We start from the raw sequence: 22,349 nt of genomic DNA, 5'->3' as shown, positions 1-22,349 counted from the left end.
CGCGCTCAGCGAAACCCGAAGCGCCGCCTCAACACGACCAGCGCCGCGATGCTCAGCACGGCCGCGAACATCAGGTAGAAGCTCGGCGCGGTGTTGGTGCCGGTCGCGCGGATCAGCCACGCGATGATGAACGGCCCGAAGCCGCCGAACACGGTGACCGCGACGTTGTACGCGAGCGACATGCCGGTCGTGCGCGTCTGCACCGGAAACACTTCGGACAGCAGCCCGGGCAGCGCCGCGAAATAGCCGGTCATCAGGAACGCGAGCAGCACCTGCAGCGCGATCAGCGTGCCGAAGCCCGGATGCGCGACCAGATACGCGAACGCCGGATAGATCAGCACGAGAAAGCCGATGGCCGGCGCCAGCATCACGCGCACGCGGCCATAGCGATCCGACCAGTGGCCGACGAGCGGCGCGAACGCCATCTGGATCACGCCGACGACGAGGATCGCCGCGAACGCGGCCGACGGCGCGAGGCCGAGCTGCTTCACGCCATAGGTCGGCATGAACAGCACGAGATAGGTCGCGACGGTGCCGAGCACGACCGCGCCGATCGCGGCGACGAGCCGCGCCTTGTGCGACGCGAACGTGTCGCGCAGCGGGTTCGCCGTGACGTCGGCCGCGAGGAATTCGGGCGTCTCGTCGACCTTCGCGCGGATGTAGTACGCGACCGGCCCGAGCAGCAGCCCGAAGAAGAACGGCACGCGCCAGCCCCATGCGGCCATCTGCGCGGCGGTGAGCTGCGCGTTCAGCACGGTGCCGAAGGCGGCGGCGAGCAGCGTCGTGAGCCCCTGGCTCGCGACCTGCCAGCTCGCGAAGAAGCCGCGCCGGCCGGGCACGTGCTCGGCCAGGAACGCGGTCGCGCTGCCGAATTCGCCGCCCGCCGAGAAGCCCTGGATCAGCCGCGCGGCGACGAGGATCAACGGCGCGGCGACGCCGATCGTCCGGTAGGTCGGCAGCACCGCGATCACGAACGTGCCGGCCATCATCAGCAGGATCGACAGCGTGAGCGCGGCCTTGCGGCCCGCGCGGTCGGCGTACGCGCCGAGCACGATCGCGCCGAGCGGGCGCATGAAGAACGACACGCCGAAGGTGCCGAGCGTGAGCAGCAGCGACACGGTGTCGTTGCCGGCGGGAAAGAACAGGCGCGAGATCGTCACCGCGAAGAAGCCGTAGACCACCAGATCGAACCACTCGAGCGCATTGCCGATCGACGCGGCGACCACCGCGCGCCACACGCGCGGCGACGAAGCAATGGAGCGGGACTGCGTGACGGCATCCATCGGCGATCTCCTGTCGTTCTACGTCGTATTCGACGCGTGCGGGGCGGGGCCGCGCCGCGCGATGCCGCCGATTATAGGCGCGCAAAAAAGCCGCCGCGCCCAGCAACGGGAACGCGGCGGCTCGCAGGCGGCGCGCGGCGCGAAGGCCGCGGTCGCGTTACTCGTTACTGCTTGACGGCTTCGGCCGTGATCAGCAGCTTGGTCGCCATCTTGAAGCCGTACTGCTTGCCGTAATCGAGGCCGAACTCGTCGCGGTTGAATTCGCCGACGGCGTCGACGCCGCACACTTCACGCTTGAGCATCGGATGCGGCATGCACTTGAACGAGTCGATCTTCAGCGTCAGCGGCTTCGTCACGCCGTGCAGCGTCAGGTTGCCGACCACCGACACCGGCTTGTCGCCGTCGAACTTGATCGCGCCCTTGTAGACCGCCTGCGGGAACTTGGCCGCATCGAAGAAATCGGCCGTCTGCAGGTGCTCGTCGAGCTTCGCGCTGCCGGTGTGGATCGACGCGATGTCGGTCGTCACGTCGACCGTACCCGTCTTCGCCGCGCGGTCGAGCGTCACGGTGCCGCTCGACTTGTCGAACTTGCCGCGCCAGACCGACAGGCCGCCGAAGTGGTCGGCCTCGAAGCTCGGGTACGTGTGGCTCGGGTCGAACTGGTACGTCGCGCTTTCGGCGAAGGCCGAGAACGACAGCGAGGCTGCCAGCGCGCCCGCGGCGATGATCAAATGCTTTTTCAACTTTTTCTCCTTGGAACGGCGCCGCGCGCTTGCGCGGCATTCGGGTGAGGCACGTGATACGGGTGATGCGGGACCCGCCGCTTACTTCGTCGCGACGAGATGGAACTTGATCTGCACTTCGTCGGCGACGATCGACGTGTCCTTCCATTCGCCGGTGCCGACGTTGAACGCGGAGCGCTTGATCGGCAGCACGCCGTCGAAGGTCTGCGTCGCGCCGCTCTGCGTGACCGTCACGGGCACCGTGACGTTCTCCGACTTGCCCTTGATCGTCAGCTTGCCGGTCACGTTGTACTTGTTGCCGCCGGCCGGCGCGATCGCGCTCGACGCGAAGGTCGCCTGCGGATACGTTTTGGCGTCGAACCAGTCCTTGCCGGCGACCTGGTCGTTGTACATCTTGTCGCCGAGGTCGAAGCTCGCGATGTCGATCGTCACCTGCGCGCTGCCCTGCGCGGCCTTCGCCGGGTCGAACTTCACCTGCGCGGAGAACTTCCGGAACGCGCCTTCGGTCGGCACGTTCATCTGCTTCGACACGGCGGACACCTTGCTCTTGGCGAGGTCGACGTCGGCGTGCGCGGCGGCCGATGCGGCGAGCGACGCCGCGGCGAATGCGGTCAGCACGGAGCGGGAGAAAGTCACTTTCATGGGTTCCTTCATTTGGCAAAGGGAAGCATGCGCGACAGCAGCCCGTCGCGGTCCAGCACCTGATGCTTGAGCGCCGCCAGCACGTGCAGCGACACCAGCGCAAGCAGAATGTAATTCAACGTCACGTGGAGCGTCTTCAGCGTCTCCTTCAGCACCGGATCGGGGTCGATCAGGCGCGGCAGCGGCACGATGCCGAGGTAGACGACCGGGATGTTCGACGCGGAGCTATACAGATAGCCGGTGACGGGGATCGCGAGCATCAGCGCGTATAGCAGCATGTGGACGCCGTGCGACGCGGCGCGCTGCCAGGCGGGCGTAGCGCCGGGCAGCGCGGGCGCCGCGTGGGTCGCGCGCCACAGCAGCCGCATCAGCGCCAGCGCGAACACGGTCACGCCGATCCACTTGTGCCACGAGTAGTACTTCAGCTTGGCCGGCGTGAAGCCGGGGATGTCGGTCATCACCCAGCCGAGCGCGAAGCCGCCGACGATCAATACCGCGATCAGCCAATGGAGCGCGATCGCGGTTTGCGTGTAACGTACCGGGGTGGCCGGCAGCGAGTTCGATGCCATCGTGGGTTCCTCAGGTGAGCGAACGGCCGCGCCGGTATATTCGTCCGACGCTTGTCAAGGGCGCCATGCTACCGCAACCTTTCTCGACGCGCGGACTCTGAGGACAGGCACGCCAGCCGGCTGTCACGTTCGCGCCATGTTACCGGCCGGTCACCGCGCGCCCGGGCATTGACACCGCCGAAAAACCGATTTGGTAAGATTGGCGCGGGTTCCGGCCCCGTCGACGCGCCGCCCAGCCGTCGCAACACCGCCTTTTCCATGCAACGATACGACCTGATTGCCTGTCACGAATGCGACGCACTGTTGCATAAACCGCGTCTGAGCGGCCGCCAGATCGCGCGCTGCCCGCGTTGCGACGCGCTGCTCTATCGCAACAGCACCACGCAGATCGAGCGCATCACCGCGCTCGCGGTCGCCGCGCTCGTCACGTTCGTCATCGCGCAGACGTTCCCGATCCTCGAAATGGACCTGAACGGCACGCGCGTGCAGACGACGCTGATCGGCGCGATCGACGCGCTGTGGCATCAGGACATGGCGATCGTCGGCGTGATGGTGTTCTGCTCGACCGTGCTGTTCCCGCTCGTCGAGATGGCCGCGCTGCTCTACGTGCTGCTGCCGATCCGGCGCGGCGTCGTGCCGCCCGGCCTGAACCTCGTGCTGCGCACGATCCAGCTCGTGCGGCCGTGGGGGATGATCGAGGTCTTCATGCTCGGGATCGTCGTGACGATCGTGAAGATGGTCAGCCTCGCGCGCGTGGTGCCCGACGCGGCGCTGTTCGCGTTCGGCGCGCTCACGCTGATGATCGCGGTCGTGCTGATGTTCGACCCGCGCACCGTGTGGGACATCGCCGACGACCTGCGCGCCGGCCGCTCGCCGGGCGCCCCCGCCGCTCCTGCTACTCCCGCCGCCGCCGACCCGGCCGCGCTGCCGGAAGCGCCGCGCCGATGACGACGCCGACCGCCGCCCGCGAGGGTTACGCCAGCTGCCACGCCTGCGGGCTCGTGCAGACGCTCGACCATGCGCATGCGCATTGCGCGCGCTGCGGCAGCACGCTGCATTTCCGCACGCCGGACAGCGTCATGCGCACCTGGGCGCTGCTGATCGCGGCCGTGATCCTGTACATTCCGGCGAACCTGCTGCCGATCATGCGCACGTCGTCGATCGTCGGCTCGCAGGAAGACACGATCATGAGCGGCGTCATCTATTTCTGGACCTCCGGCGACTGGCCGCTCGCGGTGATCGTGTTCGTCGCGAGCGTTCTCGTGCCGATGCTCAAGCTCGGCGTGCTGACGCTGCTCGCGACCAGCGCGCAGCGCCGCGCGACGTGGCGGCCGCTGCAGCGCACGCTGCTGTACCGGATCGTCGAGCGGATCGGCCGCTGGTCGATGCTCGACATCTTCGTCGTGACGCTCACCGTCGCGCTCGTCCATTTCCGTTCGCTCGCCGTCATCACGGCCGGTCCCGGCGCGCTCGCGTTCGGTTCGGTCGTGATCCTGACGATGCTCGCGTCGATGCAGTTCGATCCCCGCCTGATCTGGGATCCAGTCGAAACCTCAGGGAAACACCATGAATAGTCCGCAAGGCCCGCAGCACGACGCGCCCCGGCCGCCCGACCCGGCAATCTCGACGAAAGGCGGCTGGCTGCCGTCGCTCGTCTGGCTCGTGCCGCTGCTCGCCGCGCTGATCGGTATCGGCCTCGTGATCAAGTCCGTGCGCGAGCGCGGCCCGGAAATCACGATCAGCTTCCACAGCGCGGAAGGGCTCGAGCCGGGCAAGACGCAGGTCAAGTACAAGGACGTCGAGATCGGTACGGTCAAGACGATCACGCTGTCGAAAGACCTCACGCGCGTGCTCGTCCAGGTGCAGTTGAAGAAGGAGGCCGAGGACTTCGCGATCAAGGGCTCGCGCTTCTGGATCGTGCGGCCGCGCGTGGGCACGACCGGCGTGTCGGGGCTCGGCACGCTGCTGTCCGGCGCATACATCGGCGTCGACGCCGGGCGCGGCCCGGACGCGCAGAGCGACTTCATCGGCCTCGAGTCGCCGCCCGCCGTGACCCGCGACCAGAAAGGCACGCAGTACGTGCTGCGCGGCGATTCGCTCGGCTCGGTCGACATCGGCTCGCCGGTCTATTACCGTCGCGTGCAGGTCGGCCAGGTGGTCGGCTTCTCGCTCGACAAGGACGGCACGGGCGTCACCTTCAACGTGTTCGTCAATGCGCCGTACGACCAGTACGTCGGCATGAATTCGCGCTGGTGGCAGGCGAGCGGCGTCGACCTGCGGCTCGATTCGAGCGGCCTGAAGCTGAACACGCAATCGCTCGCGACGGTGATCCTCGGCGGCATCGCATTCCAGACGCCGCCGAACCAGCGCACCGGCGCGACCGCGCCGAACAACACGACGTTCCGCCTCGGCTCCGACGAAGGCGACGCGATGCGCGATCCGGACGGCGAGCCGCTGCAGGTTGTGATGAACTTCAACCAGTCGCTGCGCGGGCTCGCGGTGGGCGCGCCGGTCGACTTCCGCGGCATCGTGCTCGGCGAAGTGACGAACATCGGCATCGACTTCGATCCGAAGACCAAGAACTTCCTGATGCCGGTCACGATGAACGTGTATCCGGAGCGGCTCGGCCCGCGCTTCCGTGAAACCATCGGCAACAAGGGCGAGTCGGCTCGTCGCGAGATCGTCGAGCGCCTCGTCAGGCACGGGCTGCGCGGCCAGCTGCGCACCGGCAACCTGCTGACGAGCCAGCTGTACGTCGCGCTCGACTTCTTCCCGAAGGCGGCGGCCGTGAAGATGGACACGACGCGCCAGCCGCTCGAGCTGCCGACCGTGCCGAACACGCTCGACGAGCTGCAGCTGCAGGTCGCCGACATCGCGAAGAAGCTCGACAAGGTGCCGTTCGACCAGATCGGCGCGAACCTGAACAGCGCGCTCACGAACGCCGACAAGCTGTTCAAGCAGCTCGACACGCAGGTCGCACCGGAAGCGCGCGACACGCTGTCGGCCGCGAAGCAGACCTTCTCGACCGCCGAGGCGACGCTGCAGCAGGATTCGCCGCTGCAGTCCGACGTGCGCGGCGCGCTGAAGGAGCTCACGCGCACGCTGCAATCGCTGAACGCGCTCGCCGACTATCTCGAGCGTCATCCCGAATCGCTGCTCAAGGGCAAGCCAGGAGATCAACCATGACCACGACACGCGTGAACGTGCTCGCGAGCGGCGCAGCCGCGCTGTTCGCCGTGCTCGCGCTCGGCGCGTGCAGCTCGCCGCCCGCGCGCTTCTACACGCTGAGCCCGGCCGACGCCGCCGCGCCCGTGCGCACCGCGCCCGCCAATCCGGCATTCCTGATCGAGGTGCCGTCGGTGGGCGTACCGGAGCAGGTCGCGAGGAACCAGTTCGTCGTGCAGCGCAACGCCGCGCAGGTCGACGTGCTCGAGCAGGAGCGCTGGGCCGCGCCGCCGGCCGACGAGATCCGCCGCGCGCTGTCGGACGATCTCGCCGCGCAGCTCGGCACGATCGACGTCGCGAATTCCGCGTATCCGGCCGGCGTGCCGGTATATCGGATCAGCGTGAACGTGCAGCGCTTCGAGTCGTGGCCCGGCAAGCGGGCGGCGATCGACGCTGTGTGGAGCGTGCGCGCAGTCGGCACGCAGACGGTGATGACGTGCCGCACGAGCGTCGCGGAGCCGGTCGCCGGCGGCTACGATGCGCTGGTGGCCGGGCATCGGCGCGCCCTCGACGCGATTGCCTCGCAGGCCGCGGCCGGCGTGCGCGCGATCGCCGCGCGGCGTGGGGCGGCGGCGAGCGGGGCGAGCACGGCTGCGGGCGGCAAGACGACGGTCGCCGCGACGGCCGTGCCGGTCGTGCCCTGCCCGGCCAATCCGGCGCCCGGCGGCGACGCAGGCGCGACCGGCAAGTCGGGCGCGTAAGCCGGCGGCGGGGTGCGCGTGGATGCGAGCGCATGGGGGGTGTGGGTGCGTGGCTCGTATGGACATATGGGGCGTGTAGCCGCGTGGCTCGTGTCGTTCGTGAAGCTCGCGGAGTCCATATCGCCCGTGTCGCTCACTGCGTAACCCGTCTGGTCCGCGCGTCCCCTGTAACTCGTCCGGCCCACCTGACCCGGTAACCCGTTCCAGCAGCATCACCGATCACGACCGCCGGCCGCACCACCCACGCCCGATCTCTGCCATCGCCCACCTCGCCTCGCTCGTCGAAATCGGCAAAAACCGGCGTCACGCAACGCGGTCAGCTTGCCTTTTCGCAGCCAATTGACGATCCTACGCTGTCCCCGACCCGCGCCGCCTGTCGTGCGGGCCAGCCGATGGCGCACCGCCCCGGTCCGACCGAGCGCCGCGCGAGCGCAGGCCCGCGACGGCCCACGCACGGCGCGTGGCGACCGTCCGCCCATCGTCCGGCTTGCCCGACCCGCGTCACCGTTGCCCTCGGCGCCGCGCCGCGTTTCCGGCCGGCATCCCGAACCCGCCCACCCGTGGGCTTTCGCTATTCCGTTTATGTTTCGTTCCCTGACGACCCTGATCAAGAAGTGGCGCGCGTCGCGCAATGCCAGCCACCAGCTCGATGCGCTGCTCGCGCACGCCGACGCGCACGCGTCGTACGCCGAACGCAGCGAATGGCTGATCGAGCTCGCGCACTGGCTGCGCCGCAACGGCGCGATGCAGCCCGGCCAGGACGCCCCGGCCGAGCGCGACGCCGACGCGCGCGCGTATCCGGCCCACGCGCGACTGCGCTACCTGTTCCACGTGCTCGACCGCAATCCCGCGTGGAAGTCGCACGCCGCGCGCATCCTGCGCGGGATCCTGCGCGAATGCGACGGCATCTCGCTGCTGTGCGACGCCGGGATGCCCGTGCATTCCGGCTTCTTTGGCGCGCTGTTCGAGCGGATCGACTCGTCGCTGATCCCGCCCGCGCCGAACCGCCGCGAGCTGTCGGCGCTGTTCACGCTGATGTTCCCGACGCCGGAGGACGCGCAATGGATCGACGCGCTGCCCGACGACCTGCTCGGCCGCTTCGCCGAACTGTTCACGTTCGACGTCACCGACGCCGAGCGCCACGAGCCCGGCTCGTTCTCGCGCGACCTGCTGGCCGCGCTGCACAACCTGACCTGCCAGATCAGCTCGACCGGCCTGTCGCAGACGGTGCGCAGCCGCCTGTCCGACGACGATGCGCGCAAGCCGCTCGAAGGCCAGCCGTTCTACCGCCTCACGCGCGCGCTGCTCGCGGTCGAGACCGCGCATGCGGCCGCCGAGGACGGCGGCGATCCGAGCAAGCTGCTGCACGAGGTGAACTATCTGCGCGTGCTGCTCGACGAATGCCGGACCGCGGTCGACGACGTGTTCGCGCACCTGTACCGCAACGGCGTGTCGGTCGACATCGTGTTCCAGGTCGAGCGGATGCGCATGCGCATCCAGCGCGCGGAACTGCTGCTCAACGCATGGATGGCGCGGGACGACCTACGCGGAATGGCACGGCTCACCGCCGAGCTGGTCGACGCGAACCAGAACAGCCAGAGCGTCTCGCATCTGATGCGCAGCAACTTCTCGCTGTTCGCGCGCAAGCTCGTCGAGACCAACGCGGACACCGGCGAGCACTACATCTCGCGCGGCCGCGCCGAATACCTGAAGATGCTGCGGATGGCCGCGGGCGGCGGCCTCGTGACGGTCGCGACGGTGTGCGTGAAGTTCGCGATCACCGGCTCGCACCTGCAGTCGATGCTCGAAGGGCTGCTCGCGGGTGTCAACTACGCGGCGAGCTTCATGCTGATGCACTTCCTGCATTTCACGCTCGCGACCAAGCAGCCGGCGATGACCGCGCCCACGCTCGCGCGCGAACTCGACGACACCGGCCACGACGAAGGCGTGAAGGCGTTCGTCGCGTCGGTGATCGCGCTGATCCGCACGCAGGCCGCGGCGATCTCCGGCAACGTGCTCGTCGTGTTCCCCGTCTGCCTGCTCGTGCAGCTGCTCGCGGGCAACCTGCTGCACGCCAACGTGATCTCGCCGGCCAAGGCGCACGCGACCCTGCATTCGTTCTCGCTGCTCGGCCCGACGCCGTTCTACGCGGCGCTGACCGGCGTGCTGCTGTGGACGTCGAGCCTGCTCGCCGGCTGGGCCGACAACTGGTTCGTGCTGCACCGCGTCGGCGACGCGCTCACGTACAACCGCCGCCTGCGGCTCACGCTCGGCGCGGCGGGCGCCGCGAAGCTCGCGCACTTCTGCCGCTCGAACGTCGCCGGCGTGGTCGCCAACGTCGGGCTCGGGCTGATGCTCGGCCTAGTCCCGGCGATCGTCACCGTGTTCCTGTTCCCGTTCGAGGTGCGCCACGTGACGCTGTCGGCCGGCGCGATCGGCGTCGCGATTGGCGTGCTCGGCCAGGACGCGCTGCGCACGCCCGAACTCTGGTGGGCCTGCGCCGGCGTGCTGAGCATGGCGATCCTCAACGTGCTGGTGAGCTTCGTGCTCGCGTTCACGATGGCCGTGCGCTCGCGCAGCCTGCGCCGCACCAAGGTGCGCGCGCTGGTCGGCGCGATCGTGCGCACGGTGCTGGCGAAGCCGTCGGCGCTGTTCTGGCCGGCCGGCGCACCGGCCGCTCGCGCGGGCCAGCCGGGCTCGCACTGACGGTTCGACGGGCCGGCGGCGCACGCGCGGCGGGGCCGCCCGGCCCGCCGCGACGTCCGGTCGGCCGGCGCGCGCGCACCGGCCGCGCGCGGGCCGCACGCCGAAACGGACGCCAAAACGGACGCGGCGCCGGCTGAGGCCGCCCGCGCCGCGTACAATGGTGGACTTTTGCACGTCCTCACCCGCCTCATGTCCTCGCCTACCCTGTACGAATTCTTCGCTCCCTGCCCGCGCGGCCTCGAAGCGGCGCTCGCCGCCGAGCTGGCCGAGATCGCCGGCCGCCACCTGAACGGCGCGCCGTTCACCGCGGGCGCGCAGGTGCCGGGCGGCGTGCACTTCCGCGGCGGCTGGGCCGCCGGGATGGCCGCGAACCTGCACTCGCGCATCGCGAGCCGGATCCTGCTGAAGATCGCGCACCGCGCGTACCGCAACGAGCAGGACGTCTACGCGCTCGCGCTCGAGCAGCCGTGGGAGCGCTGGTTCGCGTCGACGCAGACGCTGCGCGTCGACATCACCGCGATCAAGTCGCCGCTGAAGAGCCTCGAATTCGCGACGCTGCGCGTGAAGGACGCAATCTGCGACCGGATGCGCGAGAAGACCGGCTCACGCCCGAGCATCGACACCGGCGCGCCGGACATACGCGTGTTCGCCTTCCTCACGACCGGCGAATGCACGCTGTATCTCGACACGTCGGGCGAGCCGCTGTTCAAGCGCGGCTGGCGGCTCGACAAGGGCGCAGCGCCGCTGCGCGAGAACCTCGCGGCCGGCATCCTGCGTCTGACCGGCTGGACGCCCGGCACGCCGCTGTACGACCCGATGTGCGGCAGCGGCACGTTCCTCGCGGAAGCCGCGCAGATCGCGCTGGGCGTCGCACCGGGCGTCGAGCGCCGCTTCGGCTTCGAAAAGCTCAAGCACTACGACATCACCGCATGGCAGGGCCTGAAAGTCCCCGCGCTCGACGCGAAGCGCGCCGCGCGCGGCAAGCGCGACCCGCTCGGCGTGTACGGCAGCGACATCTCGGGCGACATGCTCGACAAGGCGCGCGCGAACCTCGAACGCGCGGGCGTGCCGTCGGTATGGCTGAAGCAGATCGACGCCCGCGCGATGACGCCGCCGTGCGACGGCCCCGGCATCATCCTCGCGAACCCGCCGTACGGCGAGCGGATCGAGGTGCGCGGCCGCAGCGCGCGCGGCGAGGTGCGCGAGACGGGCCGCAACCGCGGCAACGACGACGCGTTCCGCCGCACGCACACCGACGCGCCCGACAGCGAGTTCTTCAACGCGCTCGGCGATGCGCTGAAGCAGCGCTTCACCGGCTGGCAAGCGTTCCTGCTGAGCTCCGACCGCTCGCTGCCGGGCCAGCTGCGCCTGCGCGAATCGGCGAAGACGCCGCTGTTCAACGGCGCGCTCGAATGCCGGCTGTTCCGCTTCGACCTGATCGCCGGCAGCGTCAAGGCGCGCCCGGCCGCTGCGGAAGGCGACGCGTGACGCGCCGCTCCCGCGCACCGGCCGCTGCGGCCGGCTGCTGACAGCCAGTCCCCGACGCCCGGCATTCGCCGGGCGTTGTTACTTGCGGCGCCGATGCGTGCGCCGCTTCGTCTGCCGTACCTTCCACCCCACCGTCCGCTTCGGCGCTGCGCTGCGCGCCGGCTGCCGCCGCGCGACGCGCGAAGCGCGAACGGGCAGGCGCTTTCCACACCGGCGCGCGGTGCGTTGTCAGTACCGCCATCACTACTGACAGCACGCTGTCAGGAGCCCGCGTTCACACTGCAATCCCGGCGCAATGCAAGGCTGGTTTCCATCAAGAATCCGAACAACAAGGAGCTCGTCATGACGTCCGCGACTGCAAACGCAAACGCACCCGCAACCCTCGACCGTGCCATCGCATGGTTCGACATCCCGTCGCTCGATTTCGACCGGGCGATCCGCTTCTACGAAACCGTGCTGCAGACGACGTTGCATCGCGACGTGATCGGCGGCGTGCCGATGGCCGTGTTCGATCACGAGGCGTCGAACACGGGCGGCAGCATCGTGTTCGATCCGCAGCAGATGAAGCCGAGCGCGAACGGCGTGCTCGTGTACCTGAACGCCGGCGAATCGGTCGTCGCGGCGCTCGAGCGTGCGAAGCGCGCGGGCGGCGTCGTGCAGGGCTCGGTGGTCGAGCTGCCGAACAACTACGGCTACATCGGCTACCTGATCGATACCGAGGGCAACCGCGTCGGCCTGCACGCGCCGAAATGCCACTGAGCGCAGCCGCGAGCGGGCCGGCGCGGCGCTATCATCGCGGCAATCCCCTCACCGCAGGAGTCGAGGTGCCGCGATGACGCGCCGTGCCGACCGCCTTTTCCAGATCGCCGAGCTGCTGCGCGGGCGCCGCCTGACGACCGCCCAGCAGCTGGCCGACTGGCTGTCGGTGTCGCCGCGCACGGTCTATCGCGACGTGCGCGACCTGCAGCTGTCGGGCGTGCCGATCGAAGGCGAAGCGGGCATCGGCTACCGGCTGAACCGCAACGCGAGCCTGCCGCCGCTCACGTTCACCGCCGAGGAGCTCGCGGCGCTCGCGGTCGGCGCGCGGATGCTCGAAACCTGGGGCGGCGCCCGCTTCGCCGGCGGCGCGCGCTCGGCGCTCGCGAAGATCGCGTCGGCGATGCCCGCCGACAAGCGCACGGCGCTCGATCGCCTGCCGGTGTTCGCGCCGTCGTTCCACATCGACGAGACGTTCTGCGCGAAGGTCGATGCGATCCATCAGGCCGTCGATACGCGCCACATCGTCAGCTTCGACTACCGCGACCGGTTGGGCGCGCACACGAAGCGCCGCGTGTGGCCGCTCGGGCTCGTGTACTGGGGCGGACGCTGGACGATCGGCGCGTGGTGCGAGCTGCGCGACGATTTCCGCACGTTCGACATCGCGCGGATGGGCGACATCACGCTGCACGAGCAGTTTCCCGACATGGAAGGCCGGCGCATCGCCGACTACATGCGGATCGCGCAGGCGCCGAGGTGCTGACGCGCGCGGCGCGCGCACGAAGCGCGCCGCGCGCAACCACCATCGCGATCGCGACCCGCCAGGTTCACTGCGCCGCCGGCTGCGTCGGCCGGGACGGGCGCCGCGTTCGCACATCGCGCCCACCGCCCGGCCTTGAAGCGCGGCCGCGCGGCGAGCTCCGTGCGCCGGCGGAGCGGCGCTTCGCATCCCGCCGTCAGCCGTTGAATACGACCGGCCGCTTCGGGCGCTCGTCGACGTGCAGCGAAAACACGTCGGCGCGCGCGTAGTGCCCGACCACGTCGAAGTCGTAACGCGCGCGGACCAGCTCGTCGGTATCGATGCGCGCCGTCACGAGGCCGGGCTCGCCGATCAGCGGCTCGGTCAGCAGATCGCCGAGCGGCCCGACGATCACGCTGCCGCCGCGGATCAGCGGCCGCTCCGGGTCCCAGCCCGGCACGTCGATGCCCAGCGCGCGCGGCGACGGCTGCACCTGGCACGCGCTCACGACGAAGCAGCGGCCTTCGTGCGCGATGTGGCGCATCGAGCTTTGCCACAGATCGCGCTCGTCGACGGTCGGCGCGCACCAGATCTGCACGCCTTTCGCATACATCGCGCAGCGCAGCAGCGGCATGTGGTTCTCCCAGCAGATCGCGGCGCCCGCGCGGCCCGCGGCCGTGTCGACCACCGGCAGCGTCGAGCCGTCGCCCTGCCCCCAGATCAGCCGCTCGGTGCCGGTCGGCATCAGCTTGCGGTGCTTCGCGACGAGCCCGTCACGCGGATCGAAGAACAGCGCGGTGCAATACAGCGTGCTGCCGCCGCGCTCGATCACGCCGATCACGAGGCTCGCGCCCGTGCGCTGCGACAGCGCGGCCAGTTCGTCGGTTTCCGGTCCCGGCACGTCGATCGCCTGCGCCGCATAGCGCGCGTACGCCTCGCGGCCCTCGGGCAGCCGGTAGCCGAGCCGCGTGCCGAACGTCTCGCCTTTCGGATAGCCGCCGAGCACCGCCTCGGGCAACACCACGAGCGATGCGCCGCTGTCGCGGATCGCGGTTTCATAAGCGAGGATCGCGTCGAGCGTGGCGCGCGTGCCGGCCGGCGATGCGCCGATCTGCAGCGCGGCGATGACTGAGGTGGACATGAAGGCGTCTCCGGTGAAAGTGTCGAACGGGATGGAAAGGGATCGAATGGAAGACGCCATCTTTGCCGATATCATGTCATCGATCAAATCGATAGCACGATAACTGACATGAATGCGGATGATATCGCCGGGCTCGACCTGAACCTGCTGAAGGTCTTCGAGGCGTTGTACGAGGAAGGCGGCGCGAGCCGCGCGGCTTTGCGGCTCGGCCTCACGCAATCGGCGGCCAGCGCCGCGCTGGCGCGGCTGCGCGTGATCTACGCCGATCCGCTGTTCGTGCGCACCGGCCGCGGGCTCGCGCCGACGCCGCGCGCGGACGAATTGAAGCCGATCCTGTCGGACGCGCTCGACCGCTGCCGCGCGAGCCTCGCGATCGCCGCCGACGCGGGCGAGCGGATCGGCCGAACGATTTCGGTCGGGCTGTCGGACGACTTCGAGATCGCGCTCGGCCGCCCGCTGATCGACGCGGTCGCGCGCGACGCCGCGGGTATCCGCCTGATCTTCCGGCAGACGCACAGCGGGATCGCCGGCGACGCGCTGCTGCGGCACGGCGTCGATCTCGCGATCGCGTCGGGCGGGTTTTCCGCGCACGGGCTCAGCCGGCGCGCGGTCGCGACCGGCGGCTACGCATGCGTGATCGACCCGGCGGGCAGCGCTCGCGCGCCGCGCACGCTGTCGCTCGCGGAGTTTCTGCGGCGCGATCACGTGCTGGTGTCGTCGGGCGGCGTGATCGGGATCGTCGACGAGGCGCTGGCGGCGCTCGGCCACAAGCGGCGCGTCGCCGCGTCGACGACGCACTTCGCCGCGCTGCCGTACCTGCTCGCGGGCTCCGACGCGGTCGCCACGATTCCGGCGCACGCGGCCCGCGCGATCGCGCGCGCGACGTCGCTGCGCGCGCTCGCGTGCCCGGTCGAGCTGCCGCACTATCCGGTCGAGATCGGCTGGCGCACGAGCGCGCAACGCGACCCGGCCATCGTGCGCGTGCGCGACGCGATCGCAGCGTGCGTCGCGACGATCGTCGCGGCGTGACGGCCGGGGTGACCTGGCGACTTGGCGACGTTTCGGGTCCAAAAGGGTCGGATAGATCACCCGACCGCCCGGCACCCGCCGGTCGCAACCGGTAAAATGTCGAACCATGAAACCCGAAATCTGGACCCCGCATGTGACCGTCGCGGCGCTCGTCGAGCGAGACGGCCGCTTCCTCGTGATCGAGGAAGAAACCTCGACGGGCCTGCGCATCAACCAGCCGGCCGGCCATCTGGAGGCCGGCGAAACGCTCGCCGACGCCGTGATCCGCGAGACGCTCGAAGAAACCGCGCATCCGTTCGTCCCCACGGCGCTCGTCGGCGTCTACCTCGCGCACTACGAGCGCCCCGGCAGCGCGGGCGCGACCTATCTGCGCTTCACGTTCTGCGGCACCGCGGGCGAACCGCTGCCCGGTCACGCGCTCGACGACGGCATCGTCCGCACGCTGTGGCTGAGCGCCGACGAACTGCGCGCGTGCAGCGAGCGGCACCGCTCGCCGGCGGTGATGCGCTGCGTCGACGACTATCTCGCCGGGCGGCGCATCCCGCTCGATTTCGTGCATACGCATTCGGTCGCGCCGCGGCCGCAAGCATTCGACCGTCAGGCGGTGAACAAATGAGCAAGCGCCGTGTAGTAGTGGGCATGTCGGGCGGCGTCGATTCGTCGGTGACCGCGTGGCTGCTGAAGGAACAGGGATACGACGTGGTCGGCCTGTTCATGAAGAACTGGGAAGACGACGACGACGGCGAATACTGCTCGACGCGCCAGGACTGGATCGACGTCGTGTCGGTGGCCGATCTGATCGGCATCGACGTCGAAGCCGTGAACTTCGCGGCCGAATACAAGGACCGCGTGTTCGCCGAATTCCTGCGCGAATACTCGGCCGGCCGCACGCCGAACCCGGACGTGCTGTGCAACGCCGAGATCAAGTTCAAGGCGTTCCTCGATCACGCGATGTCGCTCGACGCCGAGATGATCGCGACCGGCCACTACGCGCGCGTGCGCGAGCGCGACGGCCGCTTCGAGCTGCTGAAGGCGTTCGATCACACGAAGGATCAGTCGTACTTCCTGCACCGGCTGAACCAGGCGCAGCTGTCGAAGACGATGTTCCCGCTCGGCGAGATGCCGAAGACGAAGGTGCGCGAGATCGCCGCGCAGATCGGCCTGCCGAACGCGAAGAAGAAGGATTCGACCGGCATCTGCTTCATCGGCGAACGGCCGTTCCGCGACTTCCTGAACCGTTATCTGCCGACCAAGCCCGGCCCGATGAAGACGCCCGACGGCAAGCGCGTCGGCGAGCACATCGGCCTCGCGTTCTACACGTTCGGCCAGCGCAAGGGCATCGGGCTCGGCGGCAGCAAGGACGGCAGCGGCGAGCCGTGGTTCGTCGCCGCGAAGGACATCCCGTCGAACACGCTGTACGTCGTGCAGGGCCACGACCATCCGTGGCTGCTGTCGCACGAGCTCGTCGCGGGCAACGTCAGCTGGGTCGCCGGCGAGCCGCCGGCCGACGGCTTCGCGTGCGGCGCGAAGACCCGCTACCGGCAGGCCGACGCGGCATGCCGGTACGGCGCGGCCGCAGCCGGGCCGGCCGGCGAGGCGCGCTTCACGCTCGCGTTCGACGACGCGCAATGGGCCGTCACGCCCGGCCAGTCGGCCGTGCTGTACGACGGCGAGATCTGCCTGGGCGGTGGCATCATCGAGCACGCGGCCAGCGGCCGCGATGCTGCTGCTGCGGCCCCCGCAGCGGCACTCGTCGAAGCACGCTGACACCCATTCGGTTTAGACTTGCGGCACGCCGCGCCCGGCGCAACACGATTGCACCGAGGCCGGCGCGCCGCCGTCGCAGCGTACGCATGGCGGCCTACTTTCACGGAGTTCCCCCATGCTTTCCAGACGTTACCTCGCGATGTGGGGTGCCGTGCTGTTGCTCGCCGCCGCAGCCGCACTCGCGTCGATCCATGCGCTGTCCTGGCTGTGGATCATTGTCCCCGCCGCCCTCGTCGCCCTCGGCCTGTACGACCTGAACCAGGACCGCCACGCGATCCTGCGCAACTATCCGTTGTGGGGCCATTTCCGCTTCCTGTTCGAGTTCATCCGCCCCGAAATCCGCCAGTACTTCGTCGAGGACGACACCGACGAGAAGCCGTTCTCGCGCGCGCAGCGCAGCCTCGTCTACCAGCGCGCGAAGAACGTCGCCGACAACCGCCCGTACGGCACCGAGCTGAACGTGAAGTCGGTCGCGCACGAATGGATCAGCCACTCGCTCGCACCGACCCGGCTGCCGAACCACGACTTCCGCGTGCGCGTCGGCGCGAACCGCGCGCAGCCGTACGACATCTCGGTCCTCAACGTCTCGGCGATGAGCTTCGGGTCGTTGTCCGCGAATGCGATCCGCGCGCTGAACCTCGGCGCGAAGAAAGGCGGCTTCGCGCACGACACCGGCGAAGGCTCGTTGTCGAAGTATCACCGCGAGCACGGCGGCGACATCATCTGGGAGATCGCGTCCGGCTACTTCGGCTGCCGCAACGACGACGGCACGTTCAACCCGGACAAGTTCGCGAAGCAGGCGGCCGATCCGCAGGTCAAGATGATCGAGATCAAGCTGTCGCAGGGCGCGAAGCCCGGCCACGGCGGCGTGCTGCCGGCCGCGAAGATCACGCCGGAAATCGCCGAGACGCGCGGCGTACCGATGGGCAAGGACTGCATCTCGCCCGCGACGCATTCCGAATTCTCGACGCCGCGCGGGCTGCTCGAATTCGTCGAGCGGCTGCGCACGCTGTCCGGCGGCAAGCCGACCGGCTTCAAGCTGTGCATCGGCCATCCGTGGGAGTTCTTCGGGATCGCGAAGGCGATGATCGAGACCGGCATCGTGCCGGACTTCATCGTCGTCGACGGTGCGGAGGGCGGCACCGGTGCGGCGCCGCTCGAATTCACCGACCACGTCGGCGTGCCGCTGCAGGAAGGCTTGCTGATGGTGCACAACACGCTCGTCGGGATCGGCGTGCGCGACCGCGTGAAGATCGGCGCGAGCGGCAAGATCATCAGCGCGTTCGACATTGCGCGCACGCTCGCGATCGGCGCGGACTGGGTGAATTCGGCGCGCGGCTTCATGTTCGCGGTGGGCTGCATCCAGGCGCAGCACTGCCACACCGACCGCTGCCCGACCGGCGTCGCCACGCAGGACCCGGTGCGCCAGCGCGCGCTCGTCGTGCCCGACAAGGCCGAACGCGTGTACAACTTCCATCGCAACACGCTGCATGCGCTGCAGGAGCTCGTGCAGGCGGCCGGCCTCGGGCATCCGTCCGAGCTGCGCGCGCATCACATCGTGCAACGCGTCGCGCCGCACGAGGTCCGGCTGATGTCGCAGTTGCTGAAGTATCTGAAGCCGGGCGCGCTGCTCGAGGGCCGGACCTGCGGCTATACGCTGTACGACAAGTGGTGGCCGATCGCGCGCAGCGATTCGTTCGTGCTCGGCGAGAATGCGTACGCGTCGATCGAATGACGTCAGCGCGGCGCGGTGGTTGATCGGTTGAGCGGTTGATCGATCGCTCGCCGCATCCGCAAAAAAGAAAAGCGCCCGAGCGGCGCTTTTCTTTTGTCTGCTCAATCCGCGGCGCGTGGCCGCTCAGCCCTGCGGCAGCGTGTCGACGAACGTCTGCCGCTGCGACAGCTTCGCGAAATGCTTGTCGAGGTTCGGATGACGGTCGCGCCAGTTCAGCTCGGGCATCCGGAAGTCCAGGTAGCCGAGCGTGCAGCCGAGCGCGATGTCGGCGAGCGTGTAGTGATTGCCGACGCACCAGGTCTTGCCGCCGAGGCCCTGCGACATCGCGACCAGACCGTCGTCGATCTTGCGCTGCTGGCGTGCGATCCAGCTCGCGCTGCGCTGCCCTTCCTCGCGCAGCGTGTGCTCGAGACGGATCGCCACCGACGCGTCGAGCACGCCGTCACCGAGCGCTTCCCAGCAGCGCACTTCGACGCGCTCGCGCCCGGACGGCGGAATCAGCTTGCCGACCGGCGACAGCGTGTCGACGTATTCGCAGATCACGCGCGAATCGAACACCGCCGCACCATCTTCCATCACGAGACACGGGACCTTGCCGAGCGGATTCGATGCCTGAATGTTCGTGTCCGGCGCCCACACGTTCTCGAGCTCCAGCTTGTAGTCGATCTTCTTTTCAGCGAGCACGATCCGCGCCTTTCGGACGTACGGGCTGCTGAGCGAACCGATTAATTTCATCATCTGCCTTTTTAAGGGAACCGCCGAGAGTATACGTTGTCGCCGATCATAACCGGCCGGTGCGACGGGGTAGAAAATCGGCCGTCCTGCCTGTGGATGGTTTGCAACAGCCGACGCCGGCGCGCCGCCGACTCCCGTCTCACGCGCCGCGTCCGGCGGCGCTACAATCGCACGAATGAATGCGCCCCTCGATACCGCCATCGCCGTCGACGTCTACCGCCAGCGCCGCGAACGCGTGCTTTCCGCACTGCGCGCCGCCGGCGGCGGCGTCGCCATCGTCCCCACCGCGCCCGAAATGCTGCGCAACCGCGATACGGCCTACCCGTACCGGCACGACAGCTACTTCTACTACCTGACGGGCTTCACCGAGCCGGATGCCGTGCTCGTGCTGAACGCGACCGGCCCGCAGGGCAGCCCGCAATCCATCCTGTTCTGCCGCGCGAAGAACGCCGACCGCGAAACCTGGGAAGGCTTCCATTACGGGCCCGACGCCGCGCGCGACGCGTTCGGCTTCGATGCGGCTCATGCGGTCGACGTGATCGACGCCGAAATGCCGCGCCTGCTCGCCGACGCGGGCACCGTGCACTACCGCTTCGGCGCGTCGACGCAGTTCGAGCGCCAGCTCGCCGGCTGGCTCGAGGCAGTGCGCGCGCAGGCGCGCGCGGGCGTCGCCGCGCCCGATGCGCTGCGCGACCTCACGCCGCTGCTCGACGACATGCGGCTCGTGAAAGACGAACACGAGCTGGCGATCATGACGCGCGCCGCGCACATCTCGGCGCTCGCACATTGCCGCGCGATGCAGGCGTGCCGCCCCGGCATCCGCGAATACGAACTCGAGGCCGAGCTGCTGTACACGTTCCGCAAGCACGGCGCGCAGGCGCCAGCGTACGGGTCGATCGTCGCGGCCGGCGCGAACGCGTGCGTGCTTCACTATCCGGCCGGCAACGCGGCCGCGCGCGACGGCGACCTGATCCTGATCGACGCCGCCTGCGAGCTCGACGGCTACGCGTCGGACATCACCCGCACGTTCCCGGCGAACGGCCGCTTCTCGCCCGCGCAGCGCACGCTGTACGACATCGTGCTGGCCGCCCAGCAGGCGGCGATCGACGCGACGCGCGCCGGCGTGCCGTTCGAGGCGCCGCACGACGCGGCCGTGCGCGTGCTCGCGCAAGGGCTGCTCGACACGGGGATCATCGCGAAGACGCGCTTTTCGAGCGTCGACGACGTGATCGCCGAGCGCGCGTATGGGCGCTTCTACATGCACCGCACCGGCCACTGGCTCGGCATGGACGTACATGATTGCGGCGACTACCGCGAGCGCCTCGCCGCGCGCGACGCCAACGGCGCGCTGCCGTGGCGCACGCTCGCGGCCGGCATGACGCTCACCGTCGAACCCGGCCTGTACGTGCGCGCCGCCGACGACGTGCCGCCCGAATACTGGAACATCGGCATCCGCATCGAGGACGACGCGATCGTGCGCGAGCACGGCTGCGAGCTGATCACGCGCGACGTGCCGGTCGCGGCCGCCGACATCGAGGCGCTGATGCGCGCGGGCGCGGCGCACGGTGGGTGAGCGTGCAGGCGCGGGGCTCGTTGTTGCTTCACGGTCGCGCTGCGGTTGATTCACCGTCGCGCCGCAGTCGCTTCGCCGTTGCCTCGCCGGTGATCTGCCATTGATACGCCGTTCCCAGTTACCCCGTTTCACGAACACCGATGACGACCGCTTCCTCCCCGGCCACGCCGGAATATGACCTTGCCATCGTCGGCGCGGGCCCGGTCGGGCTTGCGCTGGCCGGCTGGCTCGCCCGACGCAGCGCCACGCAGCACGCGTCGATCGCACTGATCGACGCGCGCGAGCCCGCTGCGAGCGCGAACGATCCGCGCGCGATCGCCGTGTCGCACGGCAGCCGCGTGCTGCTCGACACGCTCGGCTGGCCGGCCGATGCGACGCCGATCGAACACATCCACGTATCGCAGCGCGGTCATTTCGGCCGCACGCTGATCGACCGCGACGAGCACGACGTCGCCGCGCTCGGTTACGTGGTGCGCTACGGTTCGATCGTGCAGACGCTCGCGCAGGCCGTGCACGGCACGCGCGTCGACTGGCTCACGTCGACCACCGCACGCGCGCCGCAGCAGGACGCCGACGGCGTCACGCTGACGCTCGACGGCCCGCACGGCGAGCGCACGCTGCGCGCCCGGATCGTCATCAACGCCGAAGGCGGCTTGTTCCACGAGCGGCAGGCCGATGCCGACAAGCATCGGCGCGACTACGGGCAGACCGCGATCGTCGGCACGGTCACCGTGTCCTCGCCGCGCCCGAACGTCGCGTGGGAGCGCTTCACGCACGAAGGGCCGCTCGCGCTGCTGCCGCTCGGCGGCCCGCGCCAGGCCGACTATGCGCTCGTCTGGTGCTGCGCGCCCGACGAGGCGGCGCGCCGCGTCGCGCTGCCCGACGATGCGTTCCTGCACGAGCTCGGCAGCGCGTTCGGCGAGCGCATGGGCCGCTTCGTCGCGATCGCCGCGCGCGCATCGTTCCCGCTCGGGCTGGCCGCGGCGCAAACGCTCGTCAACGGCCGCGTCGCGATCGTCGGCAACGCCGCGCAGACGCTGCATCCGGTGGCCGGCCAGGGCTTGAACCTCGGCCTGCGCGATGCACACACGCTCGTCGACGCGGTGTCGGCGCAGGGCTTCGAACCGACGGCTCTCGCCGCCTTCAACGCGCGGCGCGCACTCGACCGGCGCTTCACGATCGGCGCGACCGACACGCTCGCGCGCCTGTTCACCGTCGATGCCGGGCCGCTGCCGCTGCTGCGCGGCGCGGCGCTCACCGCGCTCGAATTCGTGCCGCCGCTGAAGAAGGCGATCGCGCGCCAGATGATGTTCGGCCAGCGCAGCTGAGCGGGCGGCGGGTTCGGTGCATTCGGTGCATTCGGTGCATTCGGTGCATTCGGTGCATTCGGTGCATTCGGCGCATTCGGCGCGTTCGGTGCGTTCGGTGCGTTCGGTGCGTTCGGTGCGTTCGGCGCGTTCGATGCGTTCGATGCGTTCGGCTCGTTCGGCTCGTTCGGCTCGTTCGGCTCGTTCGGC

General features: G+C 69.5%; 21 protein-coding genes. 15 read left to right on the top strand and 6 right to left on the bottom strand.

Annotated elements, in window-relative coordinates:
* Positions 1 to 5: 5 nt before the first annotated feature.
* Positions 6 to 1,283, bottom strand: a complete 1,278-nt coding sequence (locus EX20_RS19545; protein WP_034194441.1) for an MFS transporter — start codon at positions 1,281 to 1,283, stop codon at positions 6 to 8.
* On the opposite strand from EX20_RS19545, the gene EX20_RS32035 reads away from it, so the two are divergent.
* On the top strand, positions 1,270 to 1,458 hold the full coding sequence (locus EX20_RS32035; RefSeq protein WP_014722466.1) for a hypothetical protein: 189 nt from the start codon (positions 1,270 to 1,272) through the stop codon (positions 1,456 to 1,458). The genes EX20_RS19545 and EX20_RS32035 overlap by 14 nt on opposite strands.
* Here the strand turns inward: EX20_RS32035 and EX20_RS19540 are convergent.
* From EX20_RS19540 to EX20_RS19530, 3 genes are all read right to left on the bottom strand, one after another.
* Positions 1,448 to 2,026: a YceI family protein gene (locus EX20_RS19540; RefSeq protein WP_011883313.1), complete on the bottom strand. Its 579-nt coding sequence runs from the start codon at positions 2,024 to 2,026 to the stop codon at positions 1,448 to 1,450. The genes EX20_RS32035 and EX20_RS19540 overlap by 11 nt on opposite strands.
* 81 nt (positions 2,027 to 2,107) lie before the next feature.
* Positions 2,108 to 2,668, bottom strand: coding sequence for a YceI family protein (locus tag EX20_RS19535; RefSeq protein WP_011883312.1), 561 nt, complete (start codon positions 2,666 to 2,668; stop codon positions 2,108 to 2,110).
* A gap of 8 nt (positions 2,669 to 2,676) precedes the next feature.
* Positions 2,677 to 3,237 carry a cytochrome b gene (locus EX20_RS19530; RefSeq protein WP_034194440.1) on the bottom strand — a complete coding sequence of 187 codons (561 nt, stop codon included), beginning with the start codon at positions 3,235 to 3,237 and terminating at the stop codon, positions 2,677 to 2,679.
* Positions 3,238 to 3,495: 258 nt separating this feature from the next.
* Between EX20_RS19530 and EX20_RS19525 the strand changes: the two genes are divergently transcribed.
* The 8 genes from EX20_RS19525 (at position 3,496) to EX20_RS19490 (ending at position 12,876) form a co-directional block, all read left to right on the top strand.
* Positions 3,496 to 4,185 carry a paraquat-inducible protein A gene (locus EX20_RS19525; RefSeq protein ID WP_011883310.1) on the top strand — a complete coding sequence of 230 codons (690 nt, stop codon included), beginning with the start codon at positions 3,496 to 3,498 and terminating at the stop codon, positions 4,183 to 4,185.
* Entirely contained in the window at positions 4,182 to 4,811 is a 630-nt protein-coding gene (locus EX20_RS19520) for a paraquat-inducible protein A (RefSeq protein WP_034194439.1), read from the top strand. The genes EX20_RS19525 and EX20_RS19520 overlap by 4 nt, the downstream gene beginning before the upstream one ends.
* Positions 4,804 to 6,423 (top strand): PqiB family protein, encoded by a 1,620-nt coding sequence (locus tag EX20_RS19515; RefSeq protein ID WP_011883308.1) that lies wholly within the window; start codon positions 4,804 to 4,806, stop codon positions 6,421 to 6,423. Before EX20_RS19520 ends, EX20_RS19515 begins: the two co-directional genes overlap by 8 nt.
* Complete coding sequence (locus EX20_RS19510) at positions 6,420 to 7,163, top strand: PqiC family protein (protein ID WP_034194438.1); 744 nt, start codon at positions 6,420 to 6,422, stop codon at positions 7,161 to 7,163. The genes EX20_RS19515 and EX20_RS19510 overlap by 4 nt, the downstream gene beginning before the upstream one ends.
* A gap of 582 nt (positions 7,164 to 7,745) precedes the next feature.
* Positions 7,746 to 9,869 carry a site-specific recombinase gene (locus tag EX20_RS19505; protein ID WP_034194437.1) on the top strand — a complete coding sequence of 708 codons (2,124 nt, stop codon included), beginning with the start codon at positions 7,746 to 7,748 and terminating at the stop codon, positions 9,867 to 9,869.
* A gap of 189 nt (positions 9,870 to 10,058) precedes the next feature.
* On the top strand, positions 10,059 to 11,357 hold the full coding sequence (locus EX20_RS19500; protein ID WP_034194436.1) for a THUMP domain-containing class I SAM-dependent RNA methyltransferase: 1,299 nt from the start codon (positions 10,059 to 10,061) through the stop codon (positions 11,355 to 11,357).
* A 342-nt stretch (positions 11,358 to 11,699) separates the two neighbouring features.
* Complete coding sequence (locus tag EX20_RS19495; protein ID WP_011883304.1) at positions 11,700 to 12,116, top strand: VOC family protein; 417 nt, start codon at positions 11,700 to 11,702, stop codon at positions 12,114 to 12,116.
* A gap of 73 nt (positions 12,117 to 12,189) precedes the next feature.
* Complete coding sequence (locus tag EX20_RS19490; protein WP_014722459.1) at positions 12,190 to 12,876, top strand: helix-turn-helix transcriptional regulator; 687 nt, start codon at positions 12,190 to 12,192, stop codon at positions 12,874 to 12,876.
* Positions 12,877 to 13,069: 193 nt separating this feature from the next.
* On the opposite strand, the gene EX20_RS19485 is transcribed toward EX20_RS19490, so the two are convergent.
* Positions 13,070 to 13,993 carry a carbon-nitrogen hydrolase family protein gene (locus tag EX20_RS19485; protein ID WP_011883302.1) on the bottom strand — a complete coding sequence of 308 codons (924 nt, stop codon included), beginning with the start codon at positions 13,991 to 13,993 and terminating at the stop codon, positions 13,070 to 13,072.
* Between the two features lie 108 nt (positions 13,994 to 14,101).
* Between EX20_RS19485 and EX20_RS19480 the strand changes: the two genes are divergently transcribed.
* The 4 genes from EX20_RS19480 to EX20_RS19465 all read left to right on the top strand — a co-directional run bounded on the left by EX20_RS19480 (position 14,102) and on the right by EX20_RS19465 (position 18,524).
* Positions 14,102 to 15,022: a LysR family transcriptional regulator gene (locus EX20_RS19480; protein ID WP_014722457.1), complete on the top strand. Its 921-nt coding sequence runs from the start codon at positions 14,102 to 14,104 to the stop codon at positions 15,020 to 15,022.
* Between the two features lie 106 nt (positions 15,023 to 15,128).
* Complete coding sequence (locus EX20_RS19475) at positions 15,129 to 15,638, top strand: NUDIX hydrolase (protein WP_011883300.1); 510 nt, start codon at positions 15,129 to 15,131, stop codon at positions 15,636 to 15,638.
* A complete protein-coding gene (mnmA, locus tag EX20_RS19470) occupies positions 15,635 to 16,789 on the top strand; it encodes a tRNA 2-thiouridine(34) synthase MnmA (protein WP_034194435.1) in 1,155 nt (384 codons plus the stop codon). Before EX20_RS19475 ends, mnmA begins: the two co-directional genes overlap by 4 nt.
* A 115-nt stretch (positions 16,790 to 16,904) precedes the next feature.
* Complete coding sequence (locus EX20_RS19465; RefSeq protein ID WP_034194434.1) at positions 16,905 to 18,524, top strand: FMN-binding glutamate synthase family protein; 1,620 nt, start codon at positions 16,905 to 16,907, stop codon at positions 18,522 to 18,524.
* Between the two features lie 123 nt (positions 18,525 to 18,647).
* Here the strand turns inward: EX20_RS19465 and EX20_RS19460 are convergent, their stop codons facing one another.
* Complete coding sequence (locus tag EX20_RS19460; protein ID WP_034194433.1) at positions 18,648 to 19,262, bottom strand: glutathione S-transferase family protein; 615 nt, start codon at positions 19,260 to 19,262, stop codon at positions 18,648 to 18,650.
* Between the two features lie 172 nt (positions 19,263 to 19,434).
* Here EX20_RS19460 and EX20_RS19455 point away from each other — a divergent pair, with 172 nt between their 5' ends.
* Complete coding sequence (locus EX20_RS19455; RefSeq protein ID WP_034194432.1) at positions 19,435 to 20,832, top strand: aminopeptidase P N-terminal domain-containing protein; 1,398 nt, start codon at positions 19,435 to 19,437, stop codon at positions 20,830 to 20,832.
* A 140-nt stretch (positions 20,833 to 20,972) separates the two neighbouring features.
* Positions 20,973 to 22,160 carry a UbiH/UbiF/VisC/COQ6 family ubiquinone biosynthesis hydroxylase gene (locus EX20_RS19450; protein WP_011883295.1) on the top strand — a complete coding sequence of 396 codons (1,188 nt, stop codon included), beginning with the start codon at positions 20,973 to 20,975 and terminating at the stop codon, positions 22,158 to 22,160.
* Positions 22,161 to 22,349 lie beyond the last annotated feature (189 nt).

This window comes from Burkholderia sp. WP42 (assembly GCF_000745665.1).
GTDB lineage: Bacteria > Pseudomonadota > Gammaproteobacteria > Burkholderiales > Burkholderiaceae > Burkholderia > Burkholderia vietnamiensis.
Note: the sequence above shows the minus strand (reverse complement) of the source record. Positions and strands in the feature narration are given on the sequence as shown.